At 32.5% G+C, this 14,924-nt stretch carries 8 protein-coding genes; all 8 read right to left on the bottom strand.

Annotation, left to right across the window (positions count from 1 at the left end; genetic code table 11):
• Positions 1–87 precede the first annotated feature (87 nt).
• Positions 88–312 (bottom strand): ribbon-helix-helix domain-containing protein, encoded by a 225-nt coding sequence (locus IWB64_RS16450; RefSeq protein WP_194535045.1) that lies wholly within the window; start codon positions 310–312, stop codon positions 88–90.
• A gap of 513 nt (positions 313–825) precedes the next feature.
• The gene (locus tag IWB64_RS16445) at positions 826–4,122 is read right to left on the bottom strand and encodes a type I restriction endonuclease subunit R (RefSeq protein WP_194535044.1); all 3,297 of its coding nucleotides are present in this window, start codon (positions 4,120–4,122) and stop codon (positions 826–828) included.
• A gap of 1 nt (position 4,123) precedes the next feature.
• Positions 4,124–8,020: an ATP-dependent DNA helicase gene (locus IWB64_RS16440; protein ID WP_194535043.1), complete on the bottom strand. Its 3,897-nt coding sequence runs from the start codon at positions 8,018–8,020 to the stop codon at positions 4,124–4,126.
• A gap of 99 nt (positions 8,021–8,119) precedes the next feature.
• On the bottom strand, positions 8,120–8,380 hold the full coding sequence (locus IWB64_RS16435; RefSeq protein WP_194535042.1) for a hypothetical protein: 261 nt from the start codon (positions 8,378–8,380) through the stop codon (positions 8,120–8,122).
• Between the two features lie 110 nt (positions 8,381–8,490).
• Entirely contained in the window at positions 8,491–9,735 is a 1,245-nt protein-coding gene (locus IWB64_RS16430; RefSeq protein ID WP_194535041.1) for a restriction endonuclease subunit S, read from the bottom strand.
• Positions 9,732–11,858: a type I restriction-modification system subunit M gene (locus IWB64_RS16425; protein WP_194535040.1), complete on the bottom strand. Its 2,127-nt coding sequence runs from the start codon at positions 11,856–11,858 to the stop codon at positions 9,732–9,734. The genes IWB64_RS16430 and IWB64_RS16425 overlap by 4 nt, the downstream gene beginning before the upstream one ends.
• Before the next feature lie 8 nt (positions 11,859–11,866).
• On the bottom strand, positions 11,867–12,853 hold the full coding sequence (locus IWB64_RS16420) for an HNH endonuclease (RefSeq protein WP_194535038.1): 987 nt from the start codon (positions 12,851–12,853) through the stop codon (positions 11,867–11,869).
• Positions 12,831–14,795, bottom strand: coding sequence for an AAA family ATPase (locus IWB64_RS16415; RefSeq protein WP_194535037.1), 1,965 nt, complete (start codon positions 14,793–14,795; stop codon positions 12,831–12,833). Before IWB64_RS16415 ends, IWB64_RS16420 begins: the two co-directional genes overlap by 23 nt.
• Positions 14,796–14,924: the final 129 nt, after the last annotated feature.

Below are 14,924 nucleotides of genomic sequence, written 5' to 3'. Positions count from 1 at the left end.
ATTTTACTTTTTTCAATTTTCTTGAAGTAATTAAGGTTCATGAAAATTTAATTACTTCAATTTGTAATAGAGCCTATACTAAACGAGTTAGTTATTTTTCTTGGAGGCTATAATTTGGTTTAAGGATTTTTTACTACCCGGACCTGACCATCCTCGTTCAACTTCAATTTGAAAATTTTTAATGGATTTTTGGCGGTATTCAGAATGTAGACTGATTGCATCTTTTAGTACATCATTTATGTTTTCGTACTCACCAGAAGCGATTAGCTTCTCTAAATAATTATGCTGTTCTTTAGTAAAATCTATATTCATAATTACGGTGGTTTTAAAAACCTTTTATTATTCTATATACTTGGTCTCTGCCAGTTTAGCTGTCGACGTCAAATTGAAATTAGTATTCTATATAATTGTTTCAACATTCATTTAAATTACTTTTATAGTTCTTGAAAAATTAAATTAAATGTGTCGTTTTCAGATAAAGAATTTCCTTCTATTGAACAGGAGTGATAAGTCATTCTAGTAGCCTGATTTATCCTCCTACTTTCTTTTTTCTGGTAAAGATTCAAACTAAATTTTTACTTTTTTTAATTCTAATTTGGGTTGATTGTCTATAGTCCTTGTTACAATTAAAAGATTTAGAAATTGCTATTTAAACCTGAGATAAACTATTGATTTTGTGTAATATCAAATCGTTAGTTACCTCCCTCCTACTAACTTAGGAAAAATTAAATTATCGGTATCTATATTGAATATAATGATTAATTAAAACAAAATTTATTTTCATCATTTCTTCAAGTCCTTTCTAGTGATGGTCCACAGCGACTGTCAAGCCGAAAAACCCCTACCCTGTTCCGCCAATTCATAAAAATGCTGAAATACCACATCAGTCTTTTCTGAGAATACTTTACGGTCATAGCTTTCTGGCAGAGCTTCGTTTAGAATCTTTTTTATTTCCTGGCGTACCATTTCTTGGGTAGCTTTTTCTTTATGCCATTCTTGAATCAATATTTTATTCTTTGCGTCAAAAAGAGATTCTAATAGCCCAGTAGCTGCCAACTTAACAGCTTTTTCCTCCTCTTTAGTTAGCTTTTTCTTCTTTAGTAAATCGTAAATTTCTAGTTGCTCATCAGTAAGTCCTTCGGATGCGGCTCTTTGTTGTTCTTTTGATAAATCTTTTCCAAAATCAGTCATTGCATCATAAACATCTTCTATATCTAAATGCCCTGAATTGTAATCTTCGATAATTTTTTCGAATCTTTCTAGGAATGATCCTCTTGTTTTGTTTTGAGCAATCATCATTTTGAGTTTCATCTCCATCAATTCCCTGAGGTCTGCAAATTGAATATTTTTATGCTTATTTTCTGGGAATGCGGCACGTAACTTCTCAAAATCGAGCTTACTTAAATCAATCTGTTTTGAAGATTTTATAATATAATTATCGGAAATAGAAGGTTCTTGGAGATCTCCCTTGCCCAATACACTGCTATCTAAAAGCTTGTTTAGTTTTTGCTTCGCTCGTTCTACAGCTTCGTCTTGATCAACATGACGGTCCACTACTTTCTTAAGGTACTCAAAAACATCTCTTGCTTTTTTAATTCTTGGATGTCCATAAATCTCAGGTTTTGCCGAGTCATATAGCCCATCAATTGTATTTACAAAAAGGCCTAATTGGCGTTTATGGTCGTCTTTAGCTAAAATGAGATTAGCGTATTCTTGAAATAATTCAATTTCTTTAAAGCCTTTTTCTCCTAAGTTGATTATCGTATCTATGTCTGCACCTAAGTCTTTACAGAATACTTTAGCTTCTAAAATACCCTGTTCCAAAAGTTCTAATAGTTCTTCGAACTCTTTAACTGGGAATTCATCATCATCGCCATCTGTTGGTTTGCCTTTAGTTCCTTCTGCATAAGCCGCCAAAGCTTTTTTGAGATTTCTGAACACGCCAAAATAGTCAATAATCAATCCGTTTTTCTTCCCTTCCAAAACCCTATTTGCCCTTGCAATGGTTTGCATTAAGGTATGATTCTGCAAAGGTTTGTCTAGATAGAGCGTAGAAACAGCAGGGGCGTCAAAACCCGTAAGCCACATCGCTGTTACAAAGACGATGCGATACGTGCTATTTGGGTCTTTAAAATAGTCTTCAATATTACGGCCATCTTCATCAGGGTAATCCATTAGTTTCCTATGAGGACTAATGTTTAAACCTTCTTTTTCAAATTTTTCCTTTTCTTCCTCTTCGCTTCCTTCTCCACTAACTACTGCTGCCATGCGAGTCTCTTCCATAAAGGTCAAGGCTCTCTTATATCTTTCTTTTACTTCAAAATCTGTGGTTATAAGAATTTTTCTACGCAATTGCTTTATTTCCTCCTTTTGAGCCTCTTGAACAAACTCATACATCCTCACAGCAGTAAACTTATCTATGCTTACCACCATGGCTTTCATGGGCTTTCTATTGCCTTCTGAGTCCTCCATATCTAAGCGGTACGGATAATGCTGCACAATATGCTTTGCAATTTCCTTTAGTCGGTCTTCCCTACGGACTACCTGCATTAAGGTCGAATATTCCCTGTCTAACTGTTTTTTTTGTTCTTCGGTAAGATTTTCATTTTCCAGTATTTGCGCTGCATCACCAACCAAATCCTCATTTACTTGCTCTACCCTAGGTACGCTTTTCTTATAATAAAGTGGAACGGTAGCTCCATCTTCAATACTTTGTGCAAAATTGTATTCGGAAACATAAGGGCCAAACCAGTCTTTGGTCAACTCACTCCGTAATAAAGGTGTTCCAGTAAAGGCTATATATTGGGCATAGGGAACCGCTATGCGCATATTTTCACCATATCCTTTGTACTGGGTACGATGTGCCTCATCTACAATTACAATCCAATCGTCTCTATCCGTTAATTGCGGGTAGGTTTTTCCTTTTTCAATTCCGAATTTATGAATAAGTGAAAACAGAAATGTTCGATTCGATTGCAAGTATTCTTGTAAGTGCTTACGCGAACTTGGTCGGTAATAATTTTCTTTTTGTTCTTTGGTTTCGATTATAGTATCAGTATCCTTAAAGTTGCGATAAATCTGACTATCAAGGTCTTTACGGTCGGTGATAATTAGGAAGGACCAATTACCCGCTACTTTACGTTCTATTTTTCGGGAAAAGAAAATCATAGAATATGATTTACCAGAACCTTGCGTATGCCAAAACACGCCTAACTTACCCTGTCTATCTTCTTTGTCTTCTAGAGCCACAATTGCATTATTGACTCCTAAAAACTGATGGTTTTTTGCAATAATTTTTACTTTATCATTGTAGTACAAGGTGAAATTTTCATAATAGTCTAGAAATTTTTCTTTTTGACAAAGACCCTTACTAAAAAGTTCCAAACTGAGTCTGTTTTTACTGGCTTCACTTTCAGCCTCTACTTCTAAACGGTTCATTTGGTCATGGGTAACGGCTGTGTCTTGGAGTTTGACCCAAGAGAAAAAATGTTCCCACGGTGCATTGAAAGCACCAACACGAGTTTGTATACCGTTAGATATGCAGGTGAAACAATTATACCAAAACAGTTGCGGAATATCCCGCTTATATCGTCTTAAATTGGTATCGTAGCCAGATTTCACCTTTTCCGTGGCATTCTTAAGTTCTATCATTACCAAGGGTAAACCATTCACATAGAGAAGTACGTCTGGCCTTCTTGTAATTCCTTCGATTTGAAGGTATTCAATACTCAATTGAGAAACCACTACAAAATCATTAGATTTTGGGTGTTCAAAATCTACAACCTTTACATAGCCATTTTCTTCTCTACCTTGAGTGTTCTTATAAGAAACTGGAATTCCGTTTTTAATTAGTTGATAGACTTGCTTATTTGCTAATACTGGCGTCATGGTCACCCTGCTTTTACAGAGCTCATAAACAGCTTTCTCAATGCAAGTTTCAGGGAGATTGGGATTTAATTTCACCAGACTGATTCGCAAACGGTCACGCAAGACAACATCTTTTAGGTTGTTACGACCTACCAGTTTCTTTTCCCAGGCGTTAATATGTTCGTCGTAGCCCAATTCATTCAAGTAAAACTGAATGTCTGCGTCTTCAATATGTGATTCGTTTAGAAATGCCATACTATCTTAAATAATAATGATGATTAGAATACCGGTGGTATTTGTCTTCTGTTTCTACTTTGTCTTCAATAATTAAATCTATAATGGTTTCTATTTTAAGTGGATTAATTCCATTTCTTTCATCCGTAGAAATTACGTTATTCCATATGCCTGCATCTTTGTAGGTCTTTGTTTTTATATTTTTCCATGTCCAAGAATACTTGCGTTGCTCTAATAAACCAAGGTGCTCCCAATACCATTCTTTTGAATTTACGTAAACTGTGAAATCTGTTTTTATATTGATTTCCTCACCATCAATTATTGGTTTTTCTTCATATGCAAAATCAAAAATGTCTTTACCTAGGTCATCTCTCTTTTTCATAAGTAGATGATATATGAGTAATTCAATTCTAGATTCAACGTAAATGCCAGGTTCAGGTTCTAAATCATAAAAACGATAGGGTTTGTCTAACATTAAACTTGTTCTTCTACTTGCTGAAAATGACCTACTCATTGCTATTTCTAAAACACTTTTAGATTTTTCTGAGTTGGCTTGTAGAAATAAAGTGATCGACTTTTTTGTTCTTGTAAGTGCTGTATAAATCAATTCTTTCGATAATAGCCCATATCGAGCCGGTATGACTACAAATAGATGATTAAACCCACTTCCTTGTGATTTATGAACAGTAACAGCATAAGCCAATTCAAAAAATTCTTGCTCCATGCTTCTAATATCTGAGAATGGTATATTTTTCAACCCTTCTTTATCTTCATGAAAAAATTTCTCTCTGTAGTTTTTACCCCCTATAAATCCGAGTGTACCGTTTGATAATAATAATTTCTTGTTTTGATAGTAATTTTTTGTTCTAATTAATTTATCAGATTTTTTATAAAGGTTTTTGCGCAACTCATACTTAGCTCCCTTTTTGAATTCAGTTTGAATAAAATCATTTATTTTACTGGCTCCCGAAAATTGCGCTTGATACGGTGACAGAATTTGAAAATTTTCAAGACCAGTCTTAGAATTTATAATATCTCCATTTGATTTCAAACCAAGTATTTGATTTAAAGATTCATGGAGATTGCCATTTATCCCTTCATTAGCTGCTAATTTTTTAAACTCCTCGGTAATTTGAATATACAGTTTGTCTTTACTTTCCCAATAACGGGTTCTAAAACCATTTGAAATCTGAATTTCCTTATCATCAAACTTTCGCTTTAGATTTGGTTCTAGTTCACCCTTTTGTTTAAATGCCTCTGCCAAATCAAGTACCTGATTATCTTTTAATTCAGAACGGCAATTGGTTTCTAATTGAATGAAGTTATTCTGATGACTATTTGACGACCTTATATAATTAATTACATCTGCTAGAACACGACCATATCCAATAGCAGGTAACTGATTAGAATCTCCAATCAATATTAATCTTTTAAAAGAAGGTTCTTTAAAATTGAAGATTTTAAGTAGTTTCTCGAACTTCAACAAATCAACCATTGATGTTTCATCAATAATTACATTTTTAAACTGTTTGATTGTTGCTCTAGATATTTTATGATACTTAACGTCTGCAATAAATTTATCAATTGTAGAGGCTGTTATATTAGGAAAATCTCCATCTGAACTTAATCTTAACGCAGCCTTACCTGTAGGTGCTAATAATAGATACTTTTGATTCTGATTAGTTTCTAAATGAGTTAATATATTCAGTATTTCGTAAGACTTTCCGCTACCAGCATTACCTGACACAACAAATAGTTTTTGTGAAAAGATGTTTTGATAGAGGTTATTCCTTTCATCTCTAAACCCTACTTCATCAAATTCATCTCCAATATTTTCTTTTAATCTTAAAACAGATTTATTCAAATAGTCATCTAGTTCTGGGTATACATCACTATTAGAACTTGCCCTTAGTAATTCATGTATTTTCTCTTCAATATTTTTTTCGGCGTTATAAACCTCAGATAAATAATAATACATAGTATCATTTTCTTCAACCAAAACCAGCTTGTTATATTCATCTTGAAAATGATTTGCGTATTCTGAATTAATGGGGTAAAAAAATTGAGGTGGTACTTGGTAATCCTTACCTATCTCATAATAAAGGGGATAATTTGCCATTACTTGTTGAAGTGCATTTGCATCGGCAAAACAATCTCCTGAATTTTCTAAAGTATTAAGATGTCTTACGATTAAAGCCCGAATACGCCTTTTGTCAATAAAACTCATTTTCCGTTGTAGGTCAATTCTTGGTTGGAAATTTGGATGCGGAAAATATGCTATGTCTATTTTAAATATGTCTATTGGTGCATCTAGTTCTTCTCCATAAACATCATCGTGTGAATCTGGCCAATATTCGTAATCTTCATAAAGTAGATATGGATTTTCAATAATATCATTTGGGTTATGAGAGCGTTTGACACTTTCATCAAATTTCCGAATCCAATCATCAGAAAGTCGAAGCTTACCGTCTAAAATCCTTTGAAATTGAAATGGTTTTAAATTTAGCATAGCTAAATTCAAAAACTGTTCAATCGTTAGTCCTTTTTGGGCTAGTCTATCTACTAAGTCTATTAAATAACCTTCAACCTTTTTAGATAAATTTTGAGTTCTTGGGGCATTTAAAACTTGTTCTAATTCCTTATCTGGTTGCTGCGCATCTATTTTAAAATCTTCATAAAATTGTTCTAATGGAAAATCTGGTTCATCATTTTGATGCAACAAAACTCGGCTTATACTAACAAAACCTGGGAAGTATGACCGAGAAGACCATGCCATTTCTAGTAAATTCTCTACTTTTTCAATGCGCTCTTGCATTTCTTCCACAGGTACAACACCATCATCTCTGCAGGTCATTAGTGATTTACGCATTTTGGTAAGAATATAAATCGCTTCATCGTCACCAATATCCATAGCAACATATTTAAAGCACCATTCTAATTCTGGCTCAGATATCGCTACTTTGATATTCTTCAGGAATTCATCTCTATCGGTTTCTTCTAACCTTTCTGCTTCATCTAAATATTCGTGATAAGGCATACGTACTGTAGCATAATTATCAAAGCTAAATCGCATAGCCCAGTTCATGCTAGGAAAATTTCGATATTTGAAATTACCACGAGGTCGCTCCTTTATGCTTTTAATTTCAGATGCGGGTCCAAAATGCTTAATGTCTGAAGCCTGTTGTTTATTATCTACTATGCCTGCACCAACCACTAAATACTGTTGCTCTTCCTCCGTAATAGGGTTCGAAAACTTAGCATACATAAATGCAATACTTTTGTTTTCATGAATTTTAGCATTAAACCTAGGAATACGAACACTTTCTAAATTCTTTGGATATGCACCACTCTCGTTTTGTTCTTTTTGAGTGCGTGTAAAAGAAACCGCAAATGGCCAGCTCAAAATGGAGTTAGCAGGTAACTTTTCTTCTATTGTTTCTAAATTTGGTGCAGCAGGATTGTCATGCTTTACTTTAATAGATTTTTCGCTGAACAAATTTGCAGACCAAAAGCAAGGTGGTAAGTAATCTATATTAGAAATAGCTTTACCGCGATTACTAATTTCTTTAGCCATATTTTCATCCTTACGTTTTCTAATACGCTCAGACAAAAGAGAATGGAACCCGTTACAATAGGTATTGTTTGCTGGGTCATTACATATAGTACCATTCCATTTATTATCATGCCATGCAACTCGTAGCGTTAGATTGGAATTTGGCATATTAAAACTAGAGGATTTTATAAATGCTTCAGACTTTTTATCCTTCTCATCATCTTCTATGCGTTCTTCTAAATCTTCTACAATGGATAAAGCCCATTTAATCATCTTGTCAGATAAGTATTTAGATATACCAGCTTTCTTTTTTGCTGATTTTAAAGCCCCTACATTTTTAAACCCAATTTTCTTTTCAATAGCCAATTGAATATAATCTTCCCATTCATCTTCATTTATAGCGTCAAAATCTGAGCGCATAATATCTAAATCGTATGGGTCTTGTAAATCGTAACTAGCCATATTTTATTTTTCAACTTTATACTCGGCAAGTAATTCCCACCATTCGACATTATCCTTCCCAAAACTTCTTACAGCACCATTTCTCACTAACATACGTCTCAGTTCATCAGATTCAAAACCACCCATCTTTTCACTTAAATATTCAAAAGATCTTCGGTTAAATTTCACATGATTTAAAAATTTTGACAATGCCAAATCTGCCCTTCTTTCAGTTTTAAATTGTTCTTCTAATTTTTCGCGTTCTAATTGAAACAAATTTCTCATCCTTTCTCTTTCTAATTTCAGTTTTCTTTCCTGAATTAAAAATGTAATAACACCTCCTATTAAGGCTATAATACCCGAAGTAATAATTGATACGGTAATTGTTCCAATACTTATATATGTAACGTTTCTAGCTCCAAATCCTCCACAGACAATTTACCACTAATTAAACGTGGCAATATTAAATCTCTGGTGTCTTGAAGGAGTTTATTTTTTTTATTTAGAAGGTCGATTTCCATGAAAATTGGCGCTATTATTTCATCAAAATTTTGTTGTAATGATTTATCAGGAAGATTCAATTGAATTCCGTGTAGGTGATTTTGATTTAATGTTGGTACCCCAGCTCCTGAATTATACCTCTCAAGATTGAGAAGTTTGAGAAAATAATATACAAAGTACACCGAATTACCCATAAAATCCTTTACGTATAGGCTTGTGTTTAAAGGCCACGAATTTTGGTTTACAAATTGTACTGAACCAAGAGACCCTGATCGACCTGTTACTATGCAAGGAGCTTTGACTTTATATTCATTATGAAACGCCTTTATACTAGTAGATGCAACAACAGGGTATTTTCCATGAATTATCTTTTCATTAGGCAAATCAAAACCCCTATTCAGTTTAATAAATTTACGAAACCTTATCTTCCTCCAACCATAGGGTAAGGACCCAATCGTTTGAGGGGGCGTTTCACTCCCTTTATCATCACAAAATATAGCATTTTTATACTCTGGAAAACGAAATCGAACGAACCACTCCTTGTAGATTTCTTCGGCTATTTCTTCCAATAGCTTTATTCGTTGGTAGTTATTATTGATTAAATCATCATAAGCAGAAAGTATTGCGACTACCTTTTTCTGGGTAAGAAGATTAGGAAGTTTGATAGGTACATTTCTTATTTCTCCTAAATTTAATAAAGGGACAGAACTGCCTCTATTTTGACCTTCCAAATATTTACGTAATGATTTCGATCTTAATTGATAAAAAATGAAATAAGGATTAGCTTTATCTTTATCTACTCTTAACCTAATTTGTTTATTGGATATAATATAATATTCAAAATTGGTGCTCTTTGGAATTATACCAACTTGACCAATTGTACCCACAGCTGTAAAAATAATATCATCCTTGACTGCTTTACACTTTATTAGCTCTTTTGCTTTTGATTCAGTTATAAATACAAATCCGTCATCTATAAAATATTTTGATTTTGACTTAAGGTTATTTCCTCGTATTACAGGTATGCCTTCATCGACAAAATATTTTGCTGAAATATTAGATCCAAACGGACCAGAAACTAAATCTCCTTTATTTTTTTCCAAAAATTTTAATCGTAAACTCTTTTTCAAATTAATCATTCATTTATAATTTGTTTAAGCTTGCTAAGAATGCTTTCTTCAATTTTCAATGTATTCTTTGTTAAATTTTCAAACCTACTTCTTCTTTCAATTAAAAGTTTATGAAATTCTTCTTCTGTAATACTATCATCTTGTATCTCCACCCCGACATACCTTCCTGCATTGAGTGAATAATCTTGTTCTTCAACATACTCCGTTTTATTTGCCATTTTGCATAACCCTACTACGTCTTCATATTTGGCTTTTGGGAAATGTGTCTGCAACCAATTTATGTTTGTTACCCAATACGATGCCTCCTCTGTAGCTTCTAAATATAGTTGGTATGACTCTTCTAGGTTTTTATCGGCTTTCACTAAATCGTACTTACTCCAAATTTTATCTGAAGATAACTTTAGATTTTTGTCTGCTATTTTATAAAGTTCTAATAGCGTATTGACATCTAGTTTTAAGGCATCACTTTCTCGTTTATTTTGCGCAACATTCCATTTTAAATGTTCTGCTACTTCCAATTGCGCTTCGTTATCTAATGGTGTCTTTTCAATAGGGTATGATAGATTATTTAATACTCTTTCATTTTCTTTAAATTCACTTCTTGCAAAATTTTCAACTAGATTAAAGAAATCAGCTTTTTTTAGAGCTTTTACTTTAGCAGGTGTACGTTTACTGTCTTTAGTTTCTTCAATGTGCTGTTTCAGACTATCAACTACCTTCTCAATTTGTAAGACTAGAGCCTCTTTTGCTAGTGCAATGTTGTTTTTAGCTTGGTCTGCTTCTTTTATATACTTATCAATTAGCTCTAAATAACGCTTAGTTTCACCACGATATAAACGTACAATAGCTGCCAAATTTTGCTGGTTTTCTGTAGTCCATTCTCTATGTGCCCTGTCTATTTGGTTATACACATTACGAGCATCTAAAAACAAGATTTGGTCTTTACGATCTGTATTCACTTTTTGTTTATCGAAAAACCATAACGTAGCAGGTAAGGTTACTGTTAAAAACATATTGGTCGGCATACTCACCATACAATCTACTATACCAGAATCTACTATATTTTTACGGATATCGTATTCTGAATTTCTAGCATCAGAAGCTGAATTAGGCATTACGAAACCTGCACGTCCATTTTTATTTAATGAGGTTGCAAATAAGGATATCCATAAATAATTGGCATCCGAAATTTTATCGTCTTTCTTTCCCTTGTTTTTTGGTAAACCGTATTTGTAAAAACGCTCATCGTTCTTAACCGTACTTTCTTTTACAGACTTTACATTAAATGGTGGATTTGCCATAACAAAATCGAACTTACCTAATCCATCATAAGGATCACTATCGTAAGAGTTAGCTTCGGTAATTTCGCCACGTAAATTGTGAACGAGTAAGTTCATTTTTGCCAAACGAACGGTTTCACCCATATATTCTTGTCCGTACACATAGATATCATTTAAATCATGCCCTTCGTGTGCAATAAAATCGGCAGATTGCACAAACATACCTCCAGAACCACAAGCAGGATCGTAGATTTTACCTTTATAAGGTTCTATAACTTCTACAATAAAACGGACCACCGAAGTTGGTGTAAAGAACTCACCTCCTTTTTGTCCTTCGCTCATGGCAAACTTGCCCAAGAAGTATTCATATATCTTACCAAATATATCGCCAGAAGCATCTTTAGGAATGTCTGAGAATGATTTTAATAGTTCCGGTAGAATATCATCCTTCTTCTTTTCAATATCAAAATAAGCCTCCGCAGGCAATACATCTTGAAATTTAGCATCTTGGTACTTTTCGATGCCTTTCATAGCATCTCGCAAAGCTTCTGCTCGTTTGTTGCCTGCTAACTTTAACAGATAATCATACCTCGCATTATCTGGTAAATAAAATCCACATTTAGCTAAAGCAATTTCTTGAATGGTACGTTCCATTCTAGTGCCTTTATCCTTTTGATATTCATTTAGAATATCAGGCTCGTGTTGGCTGTATTTATTCTCGGCAAACTTCAAGAAGATTAATCCTAATACTGGTACAGCATAATCTGAAGCTTTTAGTCCTCCATGTGCACGCATAGCATTTGCAGAGTCCCAGAGTTTATCTTCTAGTTGTTTTAGTTGTAGGTTTGTCATGTATTCTTTTAAATCAATTTAAAATCTTCGCTTATATCTTTCATCATCTTAGCTAATGGTCTTTTAAGTAAGTCTTTATTTTCTGTATAATTACCTACAATAAAACGATGAATCATTTCTTGGGTTAATGAAATACCTTTCTTTTTTTTGAAGAAGTCTGTGAGTTCTTTTTTTCTGTAATTATTATAATACAATCCCTTAAGATAAGTTTCACCAACAACATCTTTAAATTGTTGATATTGTGTCTCTACCTTAAATTCGTTTTTGTAATTATTTAATTTGTTTTCAGTTTTTAAATCACCTAAAAATTTCTTCCTAACATTAAGCTGTAATTCAATGTCGTTCTCATTTTTATTTATATCTAAAAGAAATAACGCTAAACTTTTATAGGTAGCTTCGTATTTTGCTATCTCATCTAAACTGTCAATATAAGGATGAATATTTTCTTTTATCTGATAAGGTTTATTGGATTTACTCATATTGCAACTGGCGCAACATGGAATTAGATTGTAATAGGATAAACTTAAGTAAGGATAAGTGCTTTTTGGAAAAAAATGATCTAAATGAAATAATAACTTAGTTTTACCATTATGCTCAACAGTAAGTGAGTATTGCGAATTACAATAAGTACATGATTTAATTTTTAGTGATTGAGCTAGTAAAATCGCTCTTTTACTTTCTCGAAATCCTTTATAGTTAAATATAATTTCGATTTCTTTACCAAGTTTGTTAAGCTTTCCTTTTTTAGTAAGAATTTTTTTTTGATATCCTTTTTTTAAGAATTCTTGAATTATTTTTTCAAGTTCCTTTGGCTCTGCTTTTAGTATATGCTCAATATTGTTTTTGATATAGTTAAACATGCCTCTGCCTCTATGTCCGGGATTTGCAGCTAGCCAATTATCGATTTTGGTTGTAAGTGCAAATTTAGCACCAGGCTTCAAAAACGATTTAGCAAAATCATTTGCTTTAGTTTTATTGGTTTTGATTTTTATCATTCTGGCTATTTATTTGATTTTCTAAGTCTTCAATTCTTTTTCTCATCAAGGATACTTCGGAAAGGTTTAATCTTTGTTCTCGCATAGATTCTAATTGCATTTTAATTAAAGGTTCACCTAGGGTATCTATTACATAATTGATTTCGATTAAATCTTCATCAGACAATCTTACTTCAACATTGTCCAATTTATTTATCACCCTTTCAATTTTTTCTTTGGCAAATTCACCAATAGTGCCATTTTTCATGAAAAAAGAATCGGAAAGTAAGGTGTAGATGTTTGCTCCGAAGGTTTTTTCCATTTCAAAATTTTTTTTTAATGCGTTTCCTTCCGTATCCTTATCTAAAAAAATCACATTTTCTTTAGGGATATCTGAAAGGACAAAAGGACTATGTGTAGTAAGTATTAATTGAATTTCTCTATTTTCAAAAAGTTCAGATAAATAGTTAATTACTTGATTAAAATATAACCGTTGCCATTCCGGATGATACCCAACTTCTCCCTCATCAATAAAAATGACTATTCTTTCAGCTTCATTTTTTGGATAATCTTTTTCTATTTCTAGCACTTGATTTTTAGCATAATAAAATCGTGAATAGAAGTTCAATAAATTTTGTTCACCAGCACTCAATTGATGAAAAAACTCGTAATGAAAATTTAGCTGGTTATTTAAAAACTTTTTAACGGTTGAGATTAGATTAATTAGAAGTTCTTTGGCATGCTTTTGTTCAATGTCAATTTCAAAATTACTGTATAAACTATAAATTTGGAGTTCCCTTTCATTGTCAGGAGACAGACTTTGTTCAATTATTTCAGCTTTAACATCTTCCCATTTATTTAAATCGACAAGCTCTTTAATTTGCGCTTTCAATTTTTCCAAATCTGACAATAAAGCCTTGTCCTCTAAATCATATTCATGGTCAAAAATGAAATTGAATAAAAAGCCATCTGGAAAAGTTTTATTACCAAAAAAGAGAAGGCCTTTAAAAAATTGAATTAAAAAATTCCATTTAAAAGCATTTTTTCTATCATCAGCTTTTATATCATATTTTTCGTAACCTGTTCTAGTTTCAACATCTAATTTTAACCTCTCTAGGGAATAATATTCGAATCCTACATTCATTTGAGATAGCTCCTGATAATGATTCCCTATTTGTAGTGTCTTTTTATCTTCCCTTCTAGAATGTCTACCATTAAGTAAGTTGTTCTCGGTATGATGGTCTACAGAAATGCGTATAAGTTTAGGAACCTTAATTAATTCCTTTATTGGTTCATAATTTAAAATAAGGTCAGATTCCCTTAATTTTTCGTTTCTGAAATGAGCCCTTAATGAATCGGTTGAATCCTTTTTTTGCCATGAATAAGTTTCATTATTTAGTACCGATTTAAGAGTATCATAGACATCATATCTAATTAAATAACTAGATGAAATGTTAATCATGTTGTCTAATCCACGTCCGCTATATCCAAGTCGATAGCTATTGATAGGACAGTAATAGATAAATTTATTCTTCTCCATAAGATGCCAGTCCACTCCAGAACTTTTATCTAAAGGAGCATTTTTATATTTGATAATATCATAGCCCTCTTTGTTTAAGGTAGCTGTATTTTCTATATTGATATCCTCTTGAACAAATATCTTGTCTTTGAGAACAATAATACCCTCTCCTTTCATGAAGGTCGATAACCCTCTACCAACATGAGCTAAATTGTATGTTAAAAACTCACTTAGATTGGTTTTTCCTGAACCATTTTTACCTACAATCGTTGTTAGCCCCTTTATATTTCTGCCAAAAAAGTCTTTTTTAGATTGGAGTTTATTTTCTTTAATATTTAAAAAACCATCATTATACTCAAAAAAATCATCGCTTGGATGTTGAAAATTGAAATCTATATTTTCTAGATTTTTATATTTTTTTATCCAAACATATTTGAGTTCCATAAATAAATAGTGTTACTAAAAGTGATGATATTTTTAATTAATCTTTAATTCATTGTATACAAATAAAGAAGTATTGCTAAGAGCAACATCTTCAATAAAGTTTTAATAAGTAAACTCTAAATATAACTT

This window comes from Zobellia nedashkovskayae, from assembly GCF_015330125.1.
Lineage (GTDB): Bacteria > Bacteroidota > Bacteroidia > Flavobacteriales > Flavobacteriaceae > Zobellia > Zobellia nedashkovskayae.
Note: the sequence above shows the minus strand (reverse complement) of the source record. Positions and strands in the feature narration are given on the sequence as shown.

Bases quoted from the DNA above. Each gene is read 5' to 3' on its own strand.
- IWB64_RS16450 (WP_194535045.1), bottom strand. From the start codon at position 312: ATGAATATAGATTTTACTAAAGAACAGCATAATTATTTAGAGAAGCTA.
- IWB64_RS16445 (WP_194535044.1), bottom strand. From the start codon at position 4,122: ATGGCATTTCTAAACGAATCACATATTGAAGACGCAGACATTCAGTTT.
- IWB64_RS16435 (WP_194535042.1), bottom strand. From the start codon at position 8,380: ATGAGAAATTTGTTTCAATTAGAACGCGAAAAATTAGAAGAACAATTT.
- IWB64_RS16430 (WP_194535041.1), bottom strand. From the start codon at position 9,735: ATGATTAATTTGAAAAAGAGTTTACGATTAAAATTTTTGGAAAAAAAT.
- IWB64_RS16425 (WP_194535040.1), bottom strand. From the start codon at position 11,858: ATGACAAACCTACAACTAAAACAACTAGAAGATAAACTCTGGGACTCT.
- IWB64_RS16420 (WP_194535038.1), bottom strand. From the start codon at position 12,853: ATGATAAAAATCAAAACCAATAAAACTAAAGCAAATGATTTTGCTAAA.
- IWB64_RS16415 (WP_194535037.1), bottom strand. From the start codon at position 14,795: ATGGAACTCAAATATGTTTGGATAAAAAAATATAAAAATCTAGAAAAT.